The sequence below is a fragment of the Halomonas sp. KHS3 genome (assembly GCF_000830495.1).
GTDB lineage: Bacteria > Pseudomonadota > Gammaproteobacteria > Pseudomonadales > Halomonadaceae > Vreelandella > Vreelandella titanicae.
The window spans coordinates 393065-415682 of sequence record NZ_JWHY01000004.1 but is presented as its reverse complement, the minus strand read 5'-3'; the positions used below and the strand labels follow the sequence as shown (position 1 = coordinate 415682).

Below are 22618 nucleotides of genomic sequence, written 5' to 3'. Positions count from 1 at the left end.
GAAAACGCCCTTGGTGCCTAATCAATTAGACGGCATCAAGGGCGTTTTTTCTTGCAGACGCTGAGCGTGAAAACCGTCTAACAGCTTCGCGTAGCGCTTAGGCAGCACCGAGTCGCGGCGGCGCAGCAAATAGAGCACTTCATTGACCGCATTGGGCAGGTTCAACGCTTTTACCTGGCGCTGCCAAGGCGAAGTTTCCAATACCAATCGCGATACCACGCTAAAGCCCAATCCCCTGGCCACTGCATCCAGCACCATGCTGACTTCATTGGTAAAGCCTTGATGGCGGAAATGGGTCATTGAGCGAAACTCGTCGGGGTAATTGGCTCGCAGCAGTGCATTGGCATGGTTAATGCCGTCGTAATAATTGAGAAAGCCGATGCCCATTAAATCTGATAACGTGCTGCCCGCAAAATCTGCAGGCACCACCAAGCAGAGCGGTTCTTCATGCCAAATGCTGCAGCTAAGCTCAGGGTGCCGCATTGCCTCGGTGACTATCCCGATGTCATAACGCCCTTCAAGCAGGTCATTGACGATTTCGTGGTTGAACGCAAAGCTATAGTTGACCGTTAAATTGGGGTGCATTTGCTGCTGCCCCAATATATACGGATAGAACATCAGGCCAACGCTACCCGGCGAGGCAATGCGGCAGTCACCGCTATCCAAAGAGTCATCGTCTAGCCCGTGACGGAACTGTTCATGCTCAGCAAATAACTTTAAAGCGTAATCGTAAGCACGCCGCCCCGATTCGGTTAATGTAAAGCTACGCCCCTTGCGCTCTAGCAGCTCTTTATTTAAATAGTCTTCTAACTTGCGTACATGCTGGCTTACGCCCGGCTGGGTCATTTCTAAACGTTGCGCCGTACGGGTAAAACTGCCTGTTTCAACAAGCGTAATAAAGGTACGAAAATAGTGGGCATTGAACATAGTGAAGCGCCATGGTCTTTGATAACGGTCTTTAGCAGCTCTCTTTGAGAACCCGCTTTAGGCAACAGTTTAGTAACTAACAAAAAACGCTATTGCCGCCGCCCTATAAAATAGACCTCATAATAGCACACCCCGGCGAGCCAGCCGCTGCGCTGTACCCACCGCTTGGGCGTGGTAATATGCCAAGAGACATCAAACGATTAGGGACAGCCCCGCTAATGACCGAAAACGTTCAACCTCGCGCCACTCTTTCCAGCATCATTTCCCCCGAGGGGAGCCTCGAAGTACTCTCTCAGCATGAAGTTAATCGACTGCATAAAACTTCTCAAAGCGGTCTGCACGACCTTCTTCGGCGCTGTGCGTTGGCAGTACTCAATTGCGGTAATCCCAGCGACGATAGCCTGGCGATTTTAGAAGCCTATAAAGATTTCGATATTGAAGTGCTGCAGCAAGACCGCGGCATTCGCTTAAAGCTCACTAACGCCCCCGCCGAAGCCTTTGTAGATGGCCGCATGATTCGCGGTATCCGCGAGCATCTATCCTCGATCATTCGCGACATCGTTTACGTCTACAATGAGATTCAGCACCACAATCGTTTTGACCTGAGTACGGGAGAAGGCACCACCAATGCGGTCTTCCATATTCTGCGCAAAGCGGGCACGCTCAAACCCGGCCGCGACCCTAGCCTGGTGGTGTGCTGGGGCGGTCACTCTATCTCCCGGGAAGAGTACGAATATACCAAAGATGTGGGCTATCACTTAGGTCTGCGCGATTTAGATATTTGTACCGGCTGTGGCCCTGGCGCAATGAAAGGCCCCATGAAAGGCGCTAACGTTGCCCATGCCAAGCAGCGGCGTAAGGAAGGCCGCTATTTGGGTGTTTCAGAGCCCGGCATTATCGCTGCCGAAGCGCCTAACCCCATCGTCAATGAACTGGTTGTCATGCCAGACATTGAAAAACGCTTGGAAGCCTTTGTGCGCCTGGGCCATGGCATTATTGTGTTTCCTGGCGGGGTGGGCACCGCAGAAGAGATTCTCTATCTGCTGGGCATTCTGCTGCACCCCAGCAACCAGGATATTCCTTTTCCGTTAATTTTCACCGGCCCTGCCGATTCTGCGGCCTACTTTCAAAAAATTGATGAATTTCTGGTCTATACCCTCGGTGAGGATATCCGCCGTTACTACACCATCATTACCGGCGATCCGGTCTCGGTTGCACGCACCATGCGCCACGGCATCGATGAGATCGCTGAATTCCGGCGCACCCATCAGGATGCTTTCTACTACAACTGGCGATTGACCATTGCGCGCGACTTCCAGGCAACCTTTGAACCGACACACGACGCCATGCGTGGCTTAGCGCTGCACCGCCAGCAGCCTACCCATGAGCTCGCTGCTAATCTGCGCCGCGCTTTCTCGGGGATCGTCGCAGGCAACGTCAAAGAGGCTGGCATTCGAGCCATTGAAGCTCATGGCCCCTTTGTACTGACCGCAGAGCCCGAACTAATGCAACGCCTTGACGAGCTACTCACCTCGTTTGTAGCCCAAGGGCGCATGAAACTCGATGGCCAGCACTATGTGCCCTGCTATGTGCTGAAATAACAGCGTTTAGGCTCTGCCTGAAAACTGGCTGCGCTCGACCATACGGCGTTAAAAATCGGCTCAAAGTACTCATTTACACAACGTAAACTCCGTCTTTTCGCCGATTTTTGCCTTGTCTGGCCTTCGCTCGCCGACTTTTCAGACAAAACCTAATCCTGAAGAAAATCAATACGCACAGCTGCCGGTTGCGTGGCGGCTGTGCGCTAAAAAGGGCCGGTAACCTTATGCTGTTAATTGCGTTTATAGCGCTACTCGTTGCAGGTATCGTCAAAGGCGCCATCGGTTCAGGTGTCCCGGTTATTGTCGTACCCATTCTCACCATGCTGTACGACGTTCAACTCGCTATCGCTCTATTAGTCGCGCCTAACCTATTTAGTAATGCTTTACAGGTATGGCAATATCGACGCCACCTACTACCCTTGCGCTTCTTGGCAGCTTTCTCCATTGCTGGCGGGCTAGGCATCGTTCTGGGCACTTGGGGATTAGTCGTTTTATCTCCCGAAATACTGTCACTGGGTGTCGCGGGTGTGATCGTGCTTTACCTGATCATCAAAGTGATGAAACGTCGTATCGCCCTGCCTTTTAATATCGCTGCGCGACTAGTGATCCCTATTGGCCTACTCGCTGGCGTGCTTCAAGGCGCTGCAGGCATGTCGGCGCCAGCCTCGGTTACGTTTCTCAATGCGATGCAGTTGAAACGAAGCGTATTTATTGGCTCCATCTCGGTCTTCTTCGTCGCTATTACCAGTGTTCAAATACCGGCGCTTTTAAACGCGGGCATTTTAACTCTGGAACGCTTTTTGTTTAGTATTCTTGCCCTTGTGGTGATACTCGCCGCCATGCCCCTAGGCGCCCGCCTGGGCAATCGGCTGCCCCACCGCTGGTTTGATAATTTGGTTATGCTGTTGCTGGCAAGTATCGCCGGTAAAATTTTTATCGATACGCTGATGGCTGGCTAGCCCACGGAAAACCTTTTCTACGCTTTTTTTCTCACTTCAGCTAAGCAGTGTTGAGAACCAAGTCAGGTAAAAGCGGCCAGAATAGCTACACTGAGTGAGCATTACCTCACTATTGACCTTGAAAGGAACTCAACATGTCGATGATTAATCAGCTAAAAGATGTCAAAACCAAAGATTTCGCCAAGCACTGCTATGAAAGCAGCAGCGTCGATAAACTACGAGAGGCGTCGGCAGGCAGCGCCGATCAGTCAGAAATGGAGCATTGGGGGTTAACCGAAGGGCAGTGGGAAGAGGCAATTGTTGCCGCCCTCGCCGACCATGAAGCCAAAGAGTAAGTAACCCCGTTTGGCGAAAAGATAATTGGTAGAAATGTTTGCGCCCTATCGGATAACCGCTAGGGCGCTGTGGTTTTTGCACCGTTTACCCCACAAAGAGCTTAGTCCACACGAGACTCACTCCAAACGGGAGAAAGCAATGCCACCATACTCCTTCTGCAGTTGCTCAAGCCTGGCCAGTTCGTGTTCCGTTAGCTCAGGGGAGTCCCATAATGGCTGCTCATCAAGCCCTTTCAACCCTTGCAAGGTGACCGTCAGCTCTGCATCGCTGGGTATTTGAGCATTCCCCCATGGGCCAAAGCGGTTAGGCGCAAGGCTCCACTCCAGTGTTTCACCAGGCTCAATGCCACCAGGAACAACGTAGTAAAACGTTTCGTCTACCCAAGCTGCTGAGTGATCAGGGCTCGTCACCACGCCCCTCAACAGAAGCTCAGAAATGGCCTGATCCGTGTCATTGGTCACTGTAAGATCAATCACAGGTTCCGGAGCGCCATAAGGGCTTGAGCCAATGTAATAGCGAGCACTGTCAATGGTAAACCGCGCTAACTGCTGCTGATCACTGGTGGCTTTTGCACGCTTCTCTTCCAGCCGCTTTAAGGTGCGAATAGCCTGTTCGCGTTCGCGTGCCCGACGCTCGCGCAGAATTTGATCGGCACGCTGAATCACCTGATCCCCCGTTAACCCATGCATTTGCACATTGGCAGTTTCGGCAATCTCAGCGGCATTCATGCGGTGGGGGTTGAGAATATCGATACCACTAAACGACGTCGACGTGGCGATAATGATCAAGCCTTGATCAAACTCATCGCGCTTGTAGGTGGGCAAGGAGTTACGCACTTTCTCAACCGAGACAACCGACGCAGGCATGGAGCTAGTATCAATTTTGGGATCTGAGCAACCAGCTATCATGAGTACTGATAGTGATATTGCAGACAGCCTTAGCAGGCTCCACATACAATCACCTCAACGCAACCAAAAATAAAAAATTGTCGAGGAGCTTAACGGAAAGCGCTATTCACCACTAGCCCCTGCTAGCTTTGAACGCTGACCGAATCGTATTACCCGCCTGTTGCATTCATAAACCTCACTATTTGAACTTCACCATCCGTCGTGAAGTGATGGCGCTCAGGTTTTTTCTTCATTGCCGCCACAATGCTCGATTTAAGCCGCAGGGTATCACCCGGATAACGTCGCATTACGGCGCGTAAATCTACCGAGTGCTCATTGCCCAAGCAAAGGAGTAGTCGCCCTTCAGCCGTCACCCGAACACGATTACAGGCAGCGCAGAAATTGTGGCTATGGGGAGAAATAAAGCCAATCCTCGACTGGCTGTCTACCATGCGGTAATAACGGGATGGCCCTAGGGTGGTCTCGGTGGTGGGTAAGAGTTGATAGTGGTTTTCTATGGTCTCGCGTACCGCATCGGTGGAAAGAAAGGTTTCACCACGGTTATGCTCGCTGATAGCGCCCAGCGGCATCTCCTCAATAAAGCTTATATCGACTTGTTCATCCCGGGCAAAGTTTACCAAGTCGATAATTTCGTCGTCATTGCGCCCCTTGAGCAATACGGCGTTGAGCTTAATCGACTGAAAGCCAGCGCGGCGCGCTGCACGGATACCCGCGATCACCTGATCAAGATCCCCCGTCCGGGTTAATGCTTTAAAGCGTTCGGGCTTGAGCGAGTCGAGGCTAATATTGAGCCGATGTAGCCCGCCTTGCCGCAAAGCATTGGCATGCTTGACCAACCCTGAGCCGTTGGTGGTCATCGCCAGCTCGCGCAGACCTTCCAATGCACCGAGTTTTTGCACTAGCGTGAGTACGCCCTGGCGTACCAGCGGCTCACCGCCAGTTAGACGGATTTTCTCCACGCCCAGCTCGACAAATGCCTGTGAAAGCGCGGCTATCTCCTCAAGGGTAAGCAGTTGGGCGCGTGGCAGAAAGGTCATTTCCTCAGCCATGCAGTACACACAGCGAAAATCACAACGATCAGTTACCGATATACGCAGGTAACGCACCGTACGGCCATACCCATCGACTAGCGCACTCATTCCATGGGTTCCTCTTGGGTATTGGCATTAACGGACAGCCGTGCAATGAGTTCTTTTACTTCTGCGGTGACGTCGATGATTGTTTGCTCATCATAAAACTGGCCCCGCCGCTTGCGCAGGCCGTTTTCATATAGCTTTACGTGCTCTGTGGGTATCACATCCGCTTTGGCGAGACAGTGGCTGGCGCAGTGCATCTGGCACCCGTCAATGGCTACAATAGGGCGCCCTGAGCGGGCAATGCGCACCAGACCGGGCACACCACCGCCCACACCAGCAATGCAGGACATTTCTGCCTCTCCTGCATGGTCAAGACGCAGGGCAACGCTATTGGCAAGTTGCGCCACATCAGAGCAGCCGGAGCAGGCATAAATCAGTGTGCGGGGTTTGTGTTGTGAAGACATACCCTCTCCTATGAAAAAAAACGAGGTCAGTGGCCACGATAGGAAAAGCTGTTCAAGCGGCGAACTGATTGATGGGGTAATAGTGATAGGTGGCCCCTTCAGTTACCTCCGTGGCGGGGTTAATCATTAAATAACCATGGGCCTGGCTAGCCGCGCTGAGCATATGTGAGCCCTGCCCGCCCGCTAGCTGCGCCACGGGAGCCCCCTGTGACCAATCCATCACCACCCGTAGTAGCTCGCAGCGCCCCTGGGGGCCACGCTGAGAAAAGCCCGCTTTTACCGGATAACGCTGTAGAGCCGCTACGGCTCTACCTTGCATGGCATGGATAAACGGCAGCGCCAGCAGCTGCCAGCCCACCAGGGAGGCCACAGGATTACCCGGCAGCGCCATTAACGGTGTGGAAGAGGCAGGCTCCGCGCCCAGATAACCGAACGCAAAGGGCTTCCCTGGCTTCATGGCGACACCATGAAAATGTAAGCCACCGCGCTGCTCGATCACTGGGCGTACATGATCCTCCTCGCCTACCGAAACGCCTCCGGTGCACATCACCACATCCGCAACGGTTTGTGCGTGCTCAAAGGCCTGATGCAATGACTGCGGTGAATCAGCGATGATGCCCAAATCCAGCACGTCGCACTGAGCTTGCGCTAGCAGTACGTTAAGCATGGCGCGGTTGCTGTCGTATACCTGTCCCGGTGATCGCACTGTACCTGGGGCAATCAGCTCATCGCCGGTGGAAAGCAGCGCCACCCTCAGACGCCGTTTGACAGTCACGGCATTGATTCCATGGCTTGCCAGCAGCGCAATCGACGCGGCATCAAGAAGCTTACCCGCAGCGAGCAGCGGGGTGCCTATGCGAGTCTCCTCGCCTTGGCGACGAATGTTAGCGCCTAGCACCAAGCTACCCTCGAGGTGTATATGCCCGCGCGGATCAAGAGTCACCCGCTCTTGAGGCACCACAATATCTGCCCCCATGGGCACCGGCGCGCCGGTAAAAATACGCGCGCAGCCTCCTTCCGGTAGCAGCATGACGCCTGCGCCAGCTGGTACGCGTTGGAGAATGGGTAAGCCTGCGCCGCGAGGTGCCGCTTGGTAATCAGCCAGGCACAGCGCGTAACCATCCATAGCGCTATTGTCCACGCCCGGCATATCGAGAGGAGCGACCAGCGTTTCTGCCAGCACTCGCCCTGTCGATTGTTCTAGGGTGATGCTTTCTACTGCATTAATGGGCGTGGCTGCGTCGATAAGCCGTTGGCGCGCATCAAACAGATCTAACAAGCCGGGCGTGACTATTTCTGCGCAGTGACAGTTCATAAGCGCTCCACCTCATTGGAAGAAGTCGCTGTGTGACGTCCACTGCACGGGGTCGCTGAAGGCAGCACCATGGCGGCGAAGTTGCAGGGCCGAGTGCGGGAGTCCAGCTGCAAAGCAATAATCCTGTCCCACGCCAAGGCACACGCTTTGGGCGAACCGGGCATCGCAAATATCATCGTTCGGTTGGCCACCCCCGCTACGGCGCGAGACTGGATCGTCGCTGTGCCGATTGTTTTCAGGGAGTAGTGGCGGAACAGCTCGCCATACCCCTCAATCGCTTTGTCGAACAGCGGTATCAACGCCTCGGGAGTGGTATCCCGGGCGGTAAAGCCAGTGCCGCCATTAACCAGAATCGCGTGGACATCCGTTCGAGCAATCCACTCCGAGACCACGGCACGAACCTGGTAGATATCATCAGAAACGATGCGCCTCTCGACCAGGATATGGCCGCTTTCGCTCAGATGTTCAACCAGCAGGTCACCGCTACCATCCTCGTCGAAACCACGGGTATCGGAAACCGTTAGCACCGCGATGCCGAGCGGAGTGAAAAGAGCATCTACAGGAACATGGGACATCAAGCCTCTCCTATTAGCTTTGCTATTGCTTCAAGCTATTGCATCAAGCTGCCGCCAGCATCGTCATCCAGAACAATCCCTTCGACGCCTATTTCGCTCTCTAACGCCAGCAAATAGTGACGCAGCGCACGTCGAGTTGCCTGTTCCCGTAGGCTATGGCGCACCCGGTCAATCACTTGATCGAAAGGTAACGCCCTACCGTCTCGCCGCTCGTCAATACTCACCACATGCCAGCCATAGCGAGACGCCAAGGGGCGCTCGTGTAGACCTTCGGGTAAGTGCTGCAAAGCGCGATCCAACTCCGGAACAGTCTGCCCTGACACCAGCCAGCCCAAATCACCATCCAGCTCTTTTGAAGGGCACGCGGAGTGGTGTTGAGCAAATTCGGCAAACCGTTCGGGTATCTGCTTAAGCTGTTCGAGTAGCTTTTCACCAAGCTGGTAAGCGTCGTCGCGACCCTGGGAGTCATCGGGTGCGGCCGCGAGCAGGATATGCCGAACGCGTAACTGCACTGGTTCGCTGAAGCGCTCGCGGTGGGTGTCAAAAAAGCGCTGGCAATCTGTTTCCCCCGGTTCCGGCACCTCAAGCTCCTGTTCGAGCAAGGCAGCAATCGCCGCATCTTCCTGTGCTTCGTTAGTTTCCTGCCTCGACAGTAGGCCCAGGACGTTGGCTCGCTGGCGCAGCAGTTCCCTGACCACCAGGGCGCGGGCCGCCTGAAGCTGGGCCTCCCCCGACGTTTCGGCGGGGTGGTACTGCATCTCCAACGCAATCGTTGCTTCATCGATAGGGGTGTCACCGACACGTACCGGAGGCGCAGCGACGCCCCCAGGTAGCTGTTCGATATCAATCATCTGCATGTTATTTCTCCTCTAGGCCTGGCCGAGCACAAGCCAGTTTTTAGCCACGACGGCGGACAAGCTGATAGCGCCGGGTTACATAGCCGAACGGCGCGCTCCACACATGCACCAGCCGCGAAAACGGGAACAGCAGGATGATGGTTAAGCCGATAAAGATATGCAGTTTGTAGATCCATGACACTTCCTGCATGTAGTCCGCCGCACCGCCGCTGAAGAAGACAATCGACTGCGCCCAGCTGGAGAGTGTCAGCATCATCTCGCCGTCCATATGGCCCAACGAGAAGATGATGGTCACCATACCCAGGCACGCCTGTAAGACGATCAAGCCCAGGATCAAGGTATCCATCATGCTCGACGACGCCTTTACGCGTGGGTTGGCCAGGCGACGATAGAGCAACATGGCGCCGCCCACCACGCACATGGCACCGGCAATACCGCCCACCACGATAGCCACTAGCTGTTTAGTACCGGCGTGCAGGAACGGTTCATAGACCCAGTGCGGTGTGAGCATGCCCACCAGATGGCCGAAGAAAATCACGATAATACCGATATGAAACAGGTTGCTGCCCAGGCGCATATTCTTTGAAGAGAGCATCTGGCTAGAACCGGTCTTCCAGGTGTACTGACCATGATCAAAACGGAGCAGGCTGCCAAGCAGAAACACCGTGCCCGCGAGATAGGGGTAGTAACCGTAGATCAGATGGGTTAAGTAATGCGCAATCGCGTCATACATGGTGATTCTCCTATTAACGATCGGCGGAAGGAGCGGAAGAGGCATTTAAAGACGGAGCAGGCATAATGCGTACCGGCTGGCTCTGAACGGTGTGTTTGCGCTCGGCCAAGCGGCGGCCTTCGGCAGACTGCAGCGCGCAGTCTTCGTCAGAGGTTGCCGAGAAACGCACCGCTTCTTCTTCCCATACGGCGTCCAAGGCTTCGGGGGTGTTATCAGGCGCTTCTTTTTTGACCTGGGGCCGATGCTCTTCGACATCGCCCTCGGCCCCAATTAACGCCAAGAGTGATAGCGGCACCAGGGCGTGATCCGCTCCGCGCTCCTCCAGCCGCGCGGTGAGCAGCGCCAGGATATGACGTATTTCGCCCAACCAACGGCCGATCTCGGCGTCGTCGCACATCGAAAGGTATTCAAGAAATACCGGTATATGGTCCGGCAGCTCCCGGGCATCCAGTTCGAAACCGGCCGCGCTATATTCGGCCATAAGATCGACCATGGCCTGACCACGATCGCGGGATTCACCGTGAACGTGCTCGAATAGCAGCAGCGACGTAGCCCGCCCCTTATCGAACATGGCGACGTACTCGGCCTGCAGCTCAAGCAGGTCGCCCTCTTGGAGACGCTGACACCACTCCATTAGCGACGATTTGAGAGCCGCCCCCAGGCGGCGTTCGGCATTGAGAATTTCGATGAGCTCGCCGCTGGCATCCTGCAGTTCCTGGGTCGGGTAATCGAGCAGGCGGGCCAGTACGCGTAGGCTACGCATACCCTGTAGCGGTTCGAACGACGGCTCTACCGGGGTCGGCGATTGGGTAGCGGCTTCAGTCATGACGAGACTCCTCAAGTTGTGGCTGTGGGTCGAAGACCTCTACCGGTTTTACCAAAACGCTGGTCTGCTTACGGCCGTTAAATAGGTTGGGCTGGCTCTCACCGTGGCAACCATCACCAAAGGTAAAGCCACATCCACCCCGCTCGGGGAAGGCTTCGGTTGCCATCTCACGATGGCTGGTGGGGATCACGAAACGATCCTCGTAGTTGGCAATGGCCAGGTAGCGGTACATTTCTTCCACCTGGGCTACGCTCAGACCTACGGCGTCGAGCACCTCGGCATTAGGGGCGCCATCCACGTGCTTGCCGCGCATGTAGACACGCATCGCCATCAAGCGCTTGAGTGCCAATACCACGGGCTCCTCTTCACCGGCTGTCAACAGGTTAGCCAGGTACTTCACCGGGATACGCAGTGATTCGATCTTGGGCAGGATGCCATCGAACTCTACATGCCCCGCCTCAGCGGCGGACTGAATCGGCGACAGCGGCGGCACGTACCACACCATCGGCAGCGTGCGGTATTCCGGGTGCAGCGGCAGCGCCAATCCCCAGTCGATAGCCATCTTGTAAACCGGTGAGGCCTGGGCGGCTTTGATGACGTTATCCTGGATGCCATCCCGCTTGGCCTGGGCAATCACTTCCGGATCGTTGGGATCTAGGAAAATCTCGCACTGGCGGTGGTAGAGATCACGCTCGTCAGGGGAGCTTGCCACTTCCTCGATCCGATCAGCGTCATACAGCAGCACGCCGAGATAGCGAATGCGGCCCACACAGGTCTCGGAGCAGATGGTCGGCTGACCGGCCTCGATACGCGGGTAGCAGAAAATACACTTCTCGGACTTACCGCTTTTCCAGTTGTAGTAGATCTTCTTGTAGGGGCAGCCGGAGATACACATACGCCAGCCACGGCACTTGTCCTGGTCGATTAGAACGATGCCGTCCTCTTCCCGCTTGTAGATCGCACCACTTGGGCAAGCCGCTACACAGGTTGGGTTCAAGCAGTGCTCGCACAGACGCGGCAGATACATCATGAAGGTGTTTTCGAACTGGCCGTAAATATCTGCCTGCACCTTGTCGAAGTTGGCGTCTTTGCGCCGCTTGGCGAACTCGGTGCCAAGAATCTCTTCCCAGTTCGGGCCCCATTCGATCTTTTTCATACGCTGACCGGAAATCAGCGAGCGCGGACGCGCCACCGGCTGGTGCTCGCCGATCTTGGCGGTATGCAGGTGTTGGTAGTCGAAAGTGAACGGCTCATAGTAGTCATCCATCTCGGGCAAGTCGGGGTTGGCGAAAATGTTCGCCAGCACCCGCCATTTGCCACCAATACGCGGTTCAATCCGACCGTCGTTACGGCGCATCCAGCCGCCCTTCCACTTGGCCTGGTTCTCCCACTCTTTGGGATAGCCGATACCGGGCTTGGTCTCGACATTGTTGAACCAGGCGTACTCCATACCTTCGCGACTGGTCCAGACATTTTTGCAGGTCACCGAACAGGTGTGGCAACCAATACACTTATCAAGATTGAGAACCATGCCTACCTGGGAACGAATTTTCATTTCACGGCCTCCTGAACGCTGTCATTGCCTTCACCATCCAGCCAGTCAACGTGTTTCATCTTGCGCACTAACACGAACTCATCGCGATTTGAGCCGACGGTGCCGTAATAATTAAAACTGTAAGAGAGCTGCGCGTAGCCGCCGATCATATGGGTTGGCTTGGGGCAGACACGGGTGACCGAGTTGTGAATACCGCCCCGCGTACCGGTGACCTCAGAGCCAGGGACGTTCACGTTGCGTTCCTGGGCGTGGTACATCATCACCATGCCCGCCTTGACCCGCTGGCTGACCACTGCCCGCGCGGCAATCGAGCCGTTGGCGTTGTAGACCTCGATCCAGTCGTTGTCCTCGATATCGATCTCAGCCGCGTCAGCCTCGGAGAGCCACACCACCGGGCCGCCTCGGTTAAGCGTCAACATCAGCAGGTTGTCCGAGTAAGTGGAGTGGATGCCCCACTTCTGGTGCGGCGTGAGAAAGTTCAGCGCCTTGCTCTTGAAGCCGTTGTCGGCGGGAAGCTGGAAGCCTTTGGCCGCCTTGGTATCGATGGGCGGACGATAGACCAGCAGGCTTTCACCGAAAGCGCGCATCCAGGCATGATCCTGATAGAACTGCTGACGGCCACTCACGGTGCGCCAGGGAATCAGCTCGTGAACGTTGGTGTAGCCGGCGTTATAGGAGACATGTTCATCCTCGAGGCCGGACCAGGTCGGGCTGGAGATAATCTTACGCGGCTGGGCGACGACATCGCGAAAGCGGATTTTTTCGTCATGTTTGGGCCTTGCCAGGTGGGTATGGTCACGCCCGGTAATTTTGGAGAGTGCATCCCACGCTTTTACTGCCACGGCGCCGTTGGTTTCTGGTGCCAGGGTCAGAATCATCTCGGCGGCATCGATAGCGCTGTCGATCAACGGACGCCCTTTATGCGGGCCATCCAGCTTGCGATGGTTGAGTTTGCCCAGCAGCTCGACTTCAGCATCGGTATTCCAAGCGATACCCTTGCCGCCGTTACCAATGCTTTCCAGCAGCGGCCCAACAGAAGTGAAGCGCTCATAGGTTTCGGGATAGTTGCGCTTGACCTCAATCAGCGATGGCATGGTCTTGCCGGGAATCGGCGCGCATTCGCCCTTCTTCCAATCCATCACCGCCGGCTGGGCCAACTCTCCTGGCGAGTCGTGCTGCATCGGCAGCGTGACCAGGTCGGTCTCTTCTCCCAGGTGGCCTACACACACCTTGGAAAACGCTTTGGCAATACCCTTGTAAATATCCCAGTCGCTGCGCGATTCCCAGGCCGGGTCGGTGGCGGCAGTCAAGGGGTGAATAAAGGGGTGCATATCAGAAGTGTTAAGGTCGTCCTTCTCATACCAGGTCGCCGTCGGCAGCACGATATCCGAGTAGAGGCAGGTGGTGGACATGCGGAAATCCAGCGTCACCAGCAGGTCGAGCTTGCCTTCCGGCGCCTCGTCACGCCATACCACTTCTTCGGGCTTCTGGCCGCCGAAGTCGCCCAGGTCTTTACCCTGAATACCGTGGCGAGTACCCAGCAGGTACTTGAGCATGTACTCATGGCCCTTACCGGAGCTACCCAGCAGGTTGGAGCGCCAGATGAACATATTGCGCGGGAAGTTCTCCGGTGCATCCGGGTCTTCCGCTGCAAAGCGCAGTTCACCGCTCTTGAGCTGCTGAACAGCATAGTCGGCTGTCGACATACCCGCGGCTTCGGCTTTTTTCGCCAGGCGTAGCGGGTTAGTGTCCAGTTGTGGTGCTGACGGCAGCCAGCCCATGCGCTCAGCGCGCACGTTAAAGTCAATCAGGCTACCGGGGTAATCCTCGGCCTTGGCCAACGGCGAAAGAATTTCTTTAATCTCGAGCTTCTCGTAGCGCCACTGGGAGGAGTGACTATAGAAGAAGGAAGTAGAGTTCATGTGGCGCGGCGGGCGCTGCCAGTCGAGGCCAAAGGCCAAAGGCGTCCAGCCAGTCTGCGGACGCAGTTTTTCCTGACCAACATAGTGGGCCCAGCCGCCACCGCTTTGACCGATACAACCACACATGACCAGCATGTTAATCAGGCCGCGGTAGTTCATATCCATGTGGTACCAGTGGTTCATACCGGCACCAACGATGATCATGCTACGGCCGTTGGTTTTATGGGCGTTATCGGCAAATTCACGGGCAATGCGGGTGCACTGCTCTGCAGGGACACCGGTGATTTTCTCCTGCCACGCGGGAGTATAGGGGCGAATCTGATCAAACGAGGTCGCGCCATCATCTTCGCCGTCGCCGACAAAGCCACGGTCGATACCGTAGTTGGCACACATCAGATCAAAAACGGTGACCGCCAGCATTTCGCTGCCATCGGCTCTCTTTAACCGCTTGGCGGGCAAATTGTGGAACAGCAGGTCGTCAGCAGCGCCGACACCGGCCCCTTTGACGTGTTCAAAGTGTTCGTGCTCAATGCCACCGAAATAAGGAAACGCCACGCGAGCGACGCTATCGTGGTGGTTGACCAAACTTAGCAACGGCTTGATTTCAGTGCCTGCGGCGTCAAGCGATTCCAGGTTCCACTTGCCCACTTCGTCACCAGTTTCGCCCCAGCGGAAACCGATGGAACCGCGCGGTACCACCAGCTGGTCACGGGTTTCGTCCCAGGCAACGGTTTTCCACTCGGGATTGTTTTCCTGGCCCAGGGCAGCATCAAAATCACTGGCACGCAGTTGGCGGCCCGGTGCGAAGCTGCCATCTTCACGCACTTCCAGTTCCACCAGGAACGGCATGTCGGTATAGCGCCGCACATAGTCAGTGAAGTAAGCACTCGGGTTATCGAGGTGGAACTCTTTGAGGATGACATGGCCCATGGCCATCGCCAGGGCGGCATCGGTGCCCTGTTTGGCGGACAGCCATTCGTCGGTGAGTTTGGAAACCTCGGCATAATCCGGGGTGATCGAAACCGTCTTGGTGCCCTTGTAACGTACTTCGGTAAAGAAGTGGGCATCCGGGGTACGCGTCTGGGGCACGTTGGAGCCCCAAGCGATAATGTAGCCGGAGTTGTACCAGTCAGCGGACTCGGGAACGTCGGTCTGCTCGCCCCAGGTCATCGGTGACGCCGGCGGCAAATCGCAGTACCAGTCGTAGAAGCTCATGCAGACGCCACCAATCAGCGAGAGGTAGCGACTACCTGCGGCGTAACTGACCATGGACATGGCAGGAATCGGCGAGAAGCCGAGAATACGGTCGGGGCCGTACTGCTTGGCGGTGTAAACGTTAGAAGCAGCGACCAGCTCGTTGAGCTCGTCCCAGTTACCGCGAACGAAGCCGCCCATGCCGCGAGCACGTTTGTACTGTTTGGTCTTGGCGGGGTCTTCGACAATAGACGCCCAGGCGTCTACCGGGTCTGGGTTAGCCTTGAGCGCTTCGCGCCATAGCGCCAGCAACGGCTTGCGAATCAACGGGTACTTGAGGCGGTTGGCGCTGTACAGATACCAGGAGTAGCTGGCGCCGCGCGGGCAGCCACGCGGCTCATGGTTAGGCAGGTCGGGACGGGTACGGGGGTAGTCAGTCTGCTGGGTTTCCCAGGTAACTAAACCGTTCTTAACGTAGATCTTCCAGCTACAGGAGCCGGTGCAGTTCACCCCGTGGGTGCTACGCACTACCTTGTCGTGTTGCCAGCGGGCACGATAACTATCTTCCCACTGGCGGGATTCGCTGCGTAGCTCACCGTGTTCGTTGGCAAAAGGCTCGCGGGACTTGCGGAAGAAATTCAGCCGATCTATGAAGTGACTCATGGTCGATCTCCAGGCTCCTCGGAAATTTGCATACCCGACAGTGCGGGTTCCATGGAGTGGATTCTGCGTGATCGACAAGCGAATTACTGCGTGATTACCTCCATATACACCCTATCTACCCCCAAGGTGATAGAGCGGCCAACGTAAAGGAATAGACGGTTGGCACTGTTGAAATTACACCGTGCGCGAATAACGGTTTTCCGTTGGTTTCAGGTAGGCGTCGAACGCCATGGCCAGGTTGCGGATCATCAACCTCCCTGAAGGCAGCACCTCGATTTCATGGTCGCGCAAAGCAATTAACCCGTCGTCCGCCATCTCTTCGAGGCTCGCCAAGGCACTCGCGAAGTAGCTGCGAAAATCGATATTGTGCCGGGCCTCGATAGCGGCAAATTCAAGTCGGCCGTGACACATCAGGGTATTAATGACATCGCGGCGCAGGCGGTCGTCATCGCTAAGGCGATAGCCACGGAAGACCGGTAAATGCCCTTCATCCAAACGATGCTGATACTGGGCAGTTTCCTTGACGTTTTGGCTGTAGGTATCGCCCACCTTACCAATCGAAGTAATGCCCAGCCCAATCATGTCGCAGTCGGCGTGGGTAGAGTAGCCCTGAAAATTGCGCTGCAGAGTGCCATTTTCACGGGCCAGGCTCAGCTCGTCATTCGGAAGGGCGAAATGGTCCATGCCGATGTAGACATACCCTGCGGCCGTCAGGCGGTTAATCGTAAGCTCCAGCAGCTCCAACTTGCGCTCGGGTGGCGGCATGTCTTCGGGGCGAATTAGCCGCTGAGCTTTAAACAGTTCGGGTAGATGGGCGTAGCTATAAGCGGCAATGCGATCCGGTTGCAGGTCAATAATCTTGGTTAGCGTCGTATCGAAACTCGCCACCGTCTGCAGCGGTAAACCGTAAATCAGGTCAACGCTGACCGATTCAAACCCCGCCTCGCGGGCAGCCTTGACCAGGGATACCACCTGCTCTTCACTCTGGACGCGATTGACCGCTTGCTGCACGTCGTGATCGAAGTCCTGAACCCCGAAGCTCAACCGATTGAAGCCCAGCGTGTAGAGCTCGTACACCTGTTCGGGTGTCACGGTGCGAGGGTCTACCTCCAGCGAGAATTCACGCTCTTCAGGTGCGGCGAAGTGAAAGGCTTCGTCCAGCGCCGCCATCAGTTCGCGTAGCTGGGCATTGCTTAAGTAGGTTGGGGTGCCGCCGCCCAGATGCAGTTGGGTCATTTGGCGGGTGGTATCGAACAGCGCTCCCTGAACACGTATCTCCTGTTTTAACCACTGGAGGTATTCGGCAGCTCGCTCGGTATTATGAGTAATGATTTTGTTGCAGGCGCAGTAGTAGCACAGGCTTTTGCAGAACGGGATATGCACATAGACCGAAAGCGGCTTGGGTACTGCGACCCGATTACTGCGCTCGGCGGCGCTACGGTAATCATCCTCGGCAAACGCGGCATGAAACTGGGGCGCAGTGGGATAAGAAGTGTACCGCGGGCCTGGGCGGTCATATTTCTCTACCAGGGGGCGATTGAAGAGCAGTTCATCTTGCATGATCGAAGTAGGTCTCTGAAAAGGGGCTCTAAAAGAGGTCTCTGAAATGGAACTCTGGAAGTGGGTGCAGCAAGCATTGGTTAATATTCATACAATATACGTTTTAAAAACTGCCTGCATCCAGCTTGCCTCCTCTGCAGCGTTATCCTCTTTTGAAAGCCACCCCGATATGACCTGTGTCAAAAGCCGACAAAAAATAGGTGACTAAAATGCTCGGACTTTCCCCGCAAGGAGTCTCGCTATGGAGCTTGTATGTCCCGCTGGCAACCTGCCCGCCCTAAAGCGCGCTGTAGATGAAGGTGCCGACGCCATCTATTTTGGCTTCCAGAACATCACCAACGCACGGCAATTCGCCGGGCTAAACTTTACCGACAAACGTGCCCGCGAGGGGATCGATTACGCCCACCGACATGGCAAACGCGTTTTTTGCGCCATTAATACCTATCCCCAGCCCGATGGCTGGGAACACTGGACTCGGGCCGTGGATCAGGCCGCCGAACTGGGCGTGGATGCGCTGATTCTCGCCGATATGGGACTGCTCGACTACGCGACTCGCCATCACCCCGAGATCTCGCGGCACCTTTCAGTGCAGGGTTCGGCGACCAGCCATGAAGCGCTACGCTTTTACCACCAGCATTTCGGCATCAAGCGCGCCGTACTTCCACGGGTGCTGTCAATCACTCAGGTACGCGACCTGGCCAAGCAAACACCGGTAGAACTGGAGGTGTTCGCTTTCGGCAGCCTGTGCATCATGGCCGAAGGACGCTGCTATCTCTCCTCCTACCTGACCGGCGAATCGCCCAATACCCGGGGCGTCTGCTCGCCAGCGGCTCATGTCCGCTGGGAAGAAACGCCTGAGGGCTTAGAGTCACGCCTTAACAATGTTCTTATCGACCGCTACGCCGAAGGCGAGCGCGCAGGCTACCCCACCCTATGCAAGGGTCGCTTCGAGGTAACGGGCGAGACCTATCACGCCATTGAGGAACCCACCAGCCTCAATACTCTGGAGCTATTGCCGGAACTACGCGACCTGGGTATTAGCGCCGTCAAAATTGAAGGTCGTCAGCGCAGCCCCGCCTATGTCTCTAAAGTGGCCGGGATCTGGCGTCAGGCGCTCAACCGCCTAGAGGCTCAGCCTGAGCGCTTTGATCCAGAACCCGCCTGGATGGCAGGCCTTGCCGAGCTTTCCGAAGGTGCCATCACTACCCTAGGCGCCTACGAGCGCCGCTGGAAATAGGAGCCTACTATGCCGAACACTACACCTCCCCTATCACCGACCTTATCAACCGGCCCTCTGCAACTCTCCCTCGGGCCGGTGCTTTTTTACTGGACTCGGCAACGCTACGCCGACTTCTACCGCGAGGCGGCCGACTGGCCGGTAGAGATTATAACCCTGGGCGAAACCGTCTGCTCGCGGCGCCGCGATATGAAACTGGACGACTGGCTAGGCATTGGGCGCGAGCTCACCCAGGCGGGCAAGCAGGTGGTACTCGCCAGCCAGACCTTGATCGAGTCCGAAGCCGACTTGCGTGACTTGCGCAAGCTGTGTGACAACGGTGATTTTATCGTCGAGGCCAATGACCAAAGTGCCCTGCAGCGCCTCTCCAGTGCCGGACTGCCGTTTATCGCCGGTGCTGCGCTCAACCTCTACAACCCGGCGACACTGGGCGTTATGGCCCGTGCCGGCATGCGGCGTTGGCAAGCCCCGGTGGAAATGTCACAGCAAGACTTAGCCAAGCTTATTAACGATTGCCACCAGGCAGGCGTTCCCCACCCATGCGAAGTATTCGCCTACGGGCATCTCCCCTTGGCCTGGTCGTCACGCTGTTTTACCGCCCGGCGTCACCAAACACCCAAAGACCGCTGCAAGTTCGTCTGCCAAAAATACCCCGAAGGCTTGGTGCTACGTTCACAAGAGTCCCGGGATGTTTTTACCCTGAACGGTATTCAAACCCTTTCCAGCGCCTGCCAGGATCTGCGCCATGAACTGACGTGCATGGCGGATATGGGGGTATCAGTAGCGCGTCTCAGCCCACGGGCGGAAGGCATGGCCGAGGTGGTCACGGCTTTCGACCAGGCCCGCCACGGCAGGTTAGCTACGCCCGATCCTTTGGCGCTGGTGGATGCTGAAATCTGCGACGGTTACTGGTATGGCCGACCGGGTATGGATAACACCCGCACGATGATTGGCTAAAGCCATAGCCTAGGCGCCACCACGCCTTACTATTTTTCCCCACCATTTTTGACCTGGATCATTTATTGCAAAATCCTGAACGCTTACCCTTCAACACCACATATAGTATTTATTTTTATTAAATCTAGCATATATAGGTGAATTGGGTGAAAAGCTCCACAAGCGTTCAGGTAGCAAAGCATCATATTGACGTCGCCTCGACGGTCAATGAGTACCTCCAACGCGCCGACTGGCGTGTTCACGCCAATGCCAACCAGGGGTATTCATTGGGCGGTTTAATCCTCAACGTCTCAGGCAAGTTGATAGCCAACTACTGGCTCGATGAGATTTACCCCCACGCCGTGGGGGAAGCTCATAGGGAAGGTGATTTGCATATTCACGACCTGGATATGCTGTGCGGCTATTGCGCCGGCTGGTCGCTACGTACTTTGCTTTTAGAGGGATTCAATGGGGTGCCGGGACGGGCGGAAAGCCACCCGCCCCGCCACCTTTCAAGTGCCCTCGGGCAAATGGTTAATTTTCTTGGCACCTTGCAGAACGAGTGGGCCGGGGCACAAGCCTTCAGCTCTTTCGATACCTATCTGGCACCCTACGTACGCAAGGACGGCCTGACCTACGCGCAGGTTAAGCAGGCGCTTCAGGAATTCATCTACAATCTCAATGTACCTTCGCGCTGGGGTAGTCAGACGCCCTTCACCAACCTAACCTTCGACTGGGTTTGCCCCGACGACTTGCGCCAACAGGCACCGGTTATCGGTGGAGAGGAGCAGCCGTTCAGTTACGGCGAACTACAGGTTGAAATGGACTTAATCAACCGGGCCTATTTGGAAGTGATGGAGGCCGGGGATCGCCACGGGCGTGTGTTCACCTTCCCGATACCCACTTATAACATCACCCATGATTTCGACTGGGAAAGCGACAACGCCGAGCGGCTCTTCGCACTGACCGCCAAGTACGGCCTGCCCTACTTTCAAAACTTTCTAAATTCGGATCTGGAACCCCACATGGTGCGCTCCATGTGCTGCCGCCTGCAGCTTGATTTAAGTGAACTGCTCAAACGCGGCAACGGTCTGTTCGGCAGCGCGGAGCAAACCGGATCGTTGGGAGTAGTGACGATCAACTGCGCCCGGCTGGGTTACCGCTTTGCCGGCGACCGGGCCGGGCTGTTCAGCGAGCTGGATCGCCTACTGTCGCTCGGGCGCGATAGCCTCGAACTCAAGCGCGAGCGCATTCAGCAACTAATGGATCAGGGGCTCTACCCCTTTACCCAGCGCTACCTGGGCACGTTACGTAATCATTTCTCTACTCTGGGTGTGAATGGGCTTAACGAAATGGTGCGCAACTTTACTGGGGATCGCTGCGATATAGCCGACGCCCAAGGGCTGCAGCTGGCGCTGGATCTTCTTGACCACGTCCGGGAGCGGATGCGCGAATTTCAAGAACAGACCGGCCATATGTATAACCTTGAAGCTACTCCTGCAGAGGGCACCACTCACCGCTTTGCCCGGGAGGATCTGACTCGCTTTCCTGACATTCTTCAGGCCGGTACACCCGAGGCGCCCTACTACACCAATTCCAGCCAATTGCCGGTGGATCATACCGATGATCCCTTTGAGGCACTGAGCCATCAAGACCCCTTACAGACTCGCTATACCGGTGGCACGGTATTGCATCTCTATATGCGCGAACGGATTACCTCGGCCACCGCCTGTCGCAAGCTGGTTAAAACGGCGCTCTCTCACTTTCGCTTACCCTACCTCACAGTCACACCCACCTTTTCGATCTGCCCGGTGCATGGCTACCTGTCGGGTGAACATGAGTTCTGCCCCAAGTGCGACGAAGCACTTTGGGCAAAAACGGCGAGCGCAATCGACGCCGCCACGGCTTGAGGCATTTGCCTCACTTTTTCTCAACTCGTTTAAGGAACACGCTAATGCAAACCTCTCAATATGCTAGCTTGCCCACTGAGCAGCGCCAGCGCTGCGAAGTCTGGACCCGCGTCATGGGCTACCACCGCCCGGTAAGTCAGTTCAATATCGGCAAACGTGCCGAACACCAGGAGCGACGCCATTTTACTGAAGCCGCCGCCTCTCGGTAGCTAGCCCTCACTTTTCTCTAACGACAGCTGGGGGGTCTGGCTACAGGCGCCCCAGCAGGGGGATATCACTATGGCTATGCAGACGACACTTGACGACATCACAACTAAATTATCTTCGGTTCGGCTGCCGACTGCCGGCCTTGTGCCCATGACCACACTGGATTATCCCGATCATCTGGCGTGTGTTGTCTTTCTCCAAGGCTGCCCGCTACGCTGCGGCTACTGCCACAATCCCAACATGATCCCGTCGCGCCGAGGTGAACCCCAGGAGTGGCAAGCGATACGGGAATTCCTGAGCACCAGGCAAGGCCTGCTGGAAGCGGTGGTTTTCAGCGGTGGTGAGCCCACCCTGAATGCCGGTTTGTCCGATGCAGTAAAGGAAGTGAAAGCATTGGGCTTTAAGGTGGGACTACATACCGCCGGCCCTTATCCTGACCGCCTCACCCAGCTATTACCGCACCTTGACTGGGTGGGGCTGGATGTAAAAGGACGCGGAAAAGAGTTTGACCGCATCTGCGGCCGTCCCGGCATCTGGCAGTTGCATGCCCGTAGCTTGGAGGCTTTGCTCGACAGCGGACTCAATTTCGAGTGCCGTACCACCATTCACTGGAAAGATTTTCAGCTTACCGATGTGGAACGCCTGGCACTGAGTCTTGCCGACTGTGGGGTACGCCACTATGCGCTGCAGGTGGCCCGCAGCGAGCAATGCTTCGATCCCACCTATTCTCAGCCAGTTGCCAATACTCCATCTACAGCTCAGATGAATGCGCTGGTAAGCCGTTTGAAACCGTACTTTGACCAGCTTGAGCTAAGGCAATAACGCTTTCCTTCTTGACTCAGGTCAGCATTAGTACC

General features: G+C 56.0%; 20 protein-coding genes. 8 read left to right on the top strand and 12 right to left on the bottom strand.

Annotated elements, in window-relative coordinates; translation table 11 throughout:
- Window positions 1–21 precede the first annotated feature (21 nt).
- Window positions 22–927, bottom strand: coding sequence for a LysR family transcriptional regulator (locus RO22_RS12725; protein ID WP_009286662.1), 906 nt, complete (start codon window positions 925–927; stop codon window positions 22–24).
- A 218-nt stretch (window positions 928–1145) separates the two neighbouring features.
- On the opposite strand from RO22_RS12725, the gene ppnN reads away from it, so the two are divergent.
- The 3 genes from ppnN to RO22_RS12710 all read left to right on the top strand — a co-directional run bounded on the left by ppnN (window position 1146) and on the right by RO22_RS12710 (window position 3822).
- Complete coding sequence (ppnN, locus tag RO22_RS12720) at window positions 1146–2528, top strand: nucleotide 5'-monophosphate nucleosidase PpnN (protein ID WP_022523522.1); 1383 nt, start codon at window positions 1146–1148, stop codon at window positions 2526–2528.
- A gap of 224 nt (window positions 2529–2752) precedes the next feature.
- A complete protein-coding gene (locus RO22_RS12715; protein ID WP_233974000.1) occupies window positions 2753–3487 on the top strand; it encodes a sulfite exporter TauE/SafE family protein in 735 nt (244 codons plus the stop codon).
- A gap of 134 nt (window positions 3488–3621) precedes the next feature.
- A complete protein-coding gene (locus RO22_RS12710) occupies window positions 3622–3822 on the top strand; it encodes a hypothetical protein (RefSeq protein ID WP_022523524.1) in 201 nt (66 codons plus the stop codon).
- Window positions 3823–3939: 117 nt separating this feature from the next.
- On the opposite strand, the gene RO22_RS12705 is transcribed toward RO22_RS12710, so the two are convergent.
- The 11 genes from RO22_RS12705 to hemN form a co-directional block, all read right to left on the bottom strand.
- Window positions 3940–4731, bottom strand: coding sequence for a DUF6694 family lipoprotein (locus RO22_RS12705; protein ID WP_411906402.1), 792 nt, complete (start codon window positions 4729–4731; stop codon window positions 3940–3942).
- 149 nt (window positions 4732–4880) lie between these two features.
- The gene (moaA, locus tag RO22_RS12700) at window positions 4881–5870 is read right to left on the bottom strand and encodes a GTP 3',8-cyclase MoaA (protein WP_041158451.1); all 990 of its coding nucleotides are present in this window, start codon (window positions 5868–5870) and stop codon (window positions 4881–4883) included.
- A complete protein-coding gene (locus RO22_RS12695) occupies window positions 5867–6271 on the bottom strand; it encodes a putative zinc-binding protein (RefSeq protein WP_041158450.1) in 405 nt (134 codons plus the stop codon). Before RO22_RS12695 ends, moaA begins: the two co-directional genes overlap by 4 nt.
- Before the next feature lie 52 nt (window positions 6272–6323).
- Window positions 6324–7586 carry a gephyrin-like molybdotransferase Glp gene (gene glp / locus RO22_RS12690; protein ID WP_041158449.1) on the bottom strand — a complete coding sequence of 421 codons (1263 nt, stop codon included), beginning with the start codon at window positions 7584–7586 and terminating at the stop codon, window positions 6324–6326.
- Entirely contained in the window at window positions 7583–8161 is a 579-nt protein-coding gene (gene moaB / locus RO22_RS12685) for a molybdenum cofactor biosynthesis protein B (protein WP_035579129.1), read from the bottom strand. The genes glp and moaB overlap by 4 nt, the downstream gene beginning before the upstream one ends.
- Window positions 8162–8196: 35 nt before the next feature.
- On the bottom strand, window positions 8197–9018 hold the full coding sequence (locus RO22_RS12680) for a peptidylprolyl isomerase (RefSeq protein ID WP_027959391.1): 822 nt from the start codon (window positions 9016–9018) through the stop codon (window positions 8197–8199).
- Between the two features lie 40 nt (window positions 9019–9058).
- Window positions 9059–9751, bottom strand: coding sequence for a respiratory nitrate reductase subunit gamma (gene narI / locus RO22_RS12675; protein ID WP_039858452.1), 693 nt, complete (start codon window positions 9749–9751; stop codon window positions 9059–9061).
- A 13-nt stretch (window positions 9752–9764) separates the two neighbouring features.
- Window positions 9765–10577, bottom strand: coding sequence for a nitrate reductase molybdenum cofactor assembly chaperone (gene narJ, locus RO22_RS12670; RefSeq protein WP_022523530.1), 813 nt, complete (start codon window positions 10575–10577; stop codon window positions 9765–9767).
- On the bottom strand, window positions 10570–12132 hold the full coding sequence (gene narH / locus RO22_RS12665) for a nitrate reductase subunit beta (RefSeq protein WP_009286654.1): 1563 nt from the start codon (window positions 12130–12132) through the stop codon (window positions 10570–10572). Before narH ends, narJ begins: the two co-directional genes overlap by 8 nt.
- Complete coding sequence (locus RO22_RS12660; protein WP_041158448.1) at window positions 12129–15911, bottom strand: nitrate reductase subunit alpha; 3783 nt, start codon at window positions 15909–15911, stop codon at window positions 12129–12131. Before RO22_RS12660 ends, narH begins: the two co-directional genes overlap by 4 nt.
- Before the next feature lie 174 nt (window positions 15912–16085).
- A complete protein-coding gene (gene hemN, locus RO22_RS12655) occupies window positions 16086–17471 on the bottom strand; it encodes an oxygen-independent coproporphyrinogen III oxidase (protein WP_041158447.1) in 1386 nt (461 codons plus the stop codon).
- 241 nt (window positions 17472–17712) lie between these two features.
- Between hemN and RO22_RS12650 the strand changes: the two genes are divergently transcribed.
- The 5 genes from RO22_RS12650 (at window position 17713) to RO22_RS12630 (ending at window position 22583) form a co-directional block, all read left to right on the top strand.
- Window positions 17713–18708, top strand: a complete 996-nt coding sequence (locus tag RO22_RS12650; RefSeq protein WP_009286652.1) for a peptidase U32 family protein — start codon at window positions 17713–17715, stop codon at window positions 18706–18708.
- A gap of 9 nt (window positions 18709–18717) precedes the next feature.
- Complete coding sequence (locus RO22_RS12645; RefSeq protein WP_009286651.1) at window positions 18718–19665, top strand: U32 family peptidase; 948 nt, start codon at window positions 18718–18720, stop codon at window positions 19663–19665.
- Window positions 19666–19802: 137 nt separating this feature from the next.
- Window positions 19803–21554: a ribonucleoside triphosphate reductase gene (locus tag RO22_RS12640; RefSeq protein WP_009286650.1), complete on the top strand. Its 1752-nt coding sequence runs from the start codon at window positions 19803–19805 to the stop codon at window positions 21552–21554.
- A 44-nt stretch (window positions 21555–21598) separates the two neighbouring features.
- The gene (gene nrdD, locus RO22_RS25205) at window positions 21599–21763 is read left to right on the top strand and encodes an anaerobic ribonucleoside-triphosphate reductase (protein WP_027959384.1); all 165 of its coding nucleotides are present in this window, start codon (window positions 21599–21601) and stop codon (window positions 21761–21763) included.
- 70 nt (window positions 21764–21833) lie between these two features.
- Complete coding sequence (locus RO22_RS12630) at window positions 21834–22583, top strand: anaerobic ribonucleoside-triphosphate reductase activating protein (RefSeq protein WP_009286649.1); 750 nt, start codon at window positions 21834–21836, stop codon at window positions 22581–22583.
- The last annotated feature ends 35 nt before the right edge of the window (window positions 22584–22618 follow it).

Coding starts and splice junctions, on each gene's coding strand:
- ppnN (WP_022523522.1), top strand. CDS start 1,146: ATGACCGAAAACGTTCAACCTCGCGCCACTCTTTCCAGCATCATTTCC.
- narJ (WP_022523530.1), bottom strand. CDS start 10,577: ATGACTGAAGCCGCTACCCAATCGCCGACCCCGGTAGAGCCGTCGTTC.
- narI (WP_039858452.1), bottom strand. CDS start 9,751: ATGTATGACGCGATTGCGCATTACTTAACCCATCTGATCTACGGTTAC.
- moaB (WP_035579129.1), bottom strand. CDS start 8,161: ATGTCCCATGTTCCTGTAGATGCTCTTTTCACTCCGCTCGGCATCGCG.
- RO22_RS12710 (WP_022523524.1), top strand. CDS start 3,622: ATGTCGATGATTAATCAGCTAAAAGATGTCAAAACCAAAGATTTCGCC.
- RO22_RS12695 (WP_041158450.1), bottom strand. CDS start 6,271: ATGTCTTCACAACACAAACCCCGCACACTGATTTATGCCTGCTCCGGC.
- RO22_RS12725 (WP_009286662.1), bottom strand. CDS start 927: ATGTTCAATGCCCACTATTTTCGTACCTTTATTACGCTTGTTGAAACA.
- RO22_RS12705 (WP_411906402.1), bottom strand. CDS start 4,731: ATGATAGCTGGTTGCTCAGATCCCAAAATTGATACTAGCTCCATGCCT.
- RO22_RS12630 (WP_009286649.1), top strand. CDS start 21,834: ATGGCTATGCAGACGACACTTGACGACATCACAACTAAATTATCTTCG.
- glp (WP_041158449.1), bottom strand. CDS start 7,586: ATGAACTGTCACTGCGCAGAAATAGTCACGCCCGGCTTGTTAGATCTG.
- hemN (WP_041158447.1), bottom strand. CDS start 17,471: ATGCAAGATGAACTGCTCTTCAATCGCCCCCTGGTAGAGAAATATGAC.
- RO22_RS12645 (WP_009286651.1), top strand. CDS start 18,718: ATGCCGAACACTACACCTCCCCTATCACCGACCTTATCAACCGGCCCT.
- RO22_RS12680 (WP_027959391.1), bottom strand. CDS start 9,018: ATGCAGATGATTGATATCGAACAGCTACCTGGGGGCGTCGCTGCGCCT.
- RO22_RS12650 (WP_009286652.1), top strand. CDS start 17,713: ATGGAGCTTGTATGTCCCGCTGGCAACCTGCCCGCCCTAAAGCGCGCT.
- RO22_RS12660 (WP_041158448.1), bottom strand. CDS start 15,911: ATGAGTCACTTCATAGATCGGCTGAATTTCTTCCGCAAGTCCCGCGAG.
- narH (WP_009286654.1), bottom strand. CDS start 12,132: ATGAAAATTCGTTCCCAGGTAGGCATGGTTCTCAATCTTGATAAGTGT.
- moaA (WP_041158451.1), bottom strand. CDS start 5,870: ATGAGTGCGCTAGTCGATGGGTATGGCCGTACGGTGCGTTACCTGCGT.
- nrdD (WP_027959384.1), top strand. CDS start 21,599: ATGCAAACCTCTCAATATGCTAGCTTGCCCACTGAGCAGCGCCAGCGC.
- RO22_RS12715 (WP_233974000.1), top strand. CDS start 2,753: ATGCTGTTAATTGCGTTTATAGCGCTACTCGTTGCAGGTATCGTCAAA.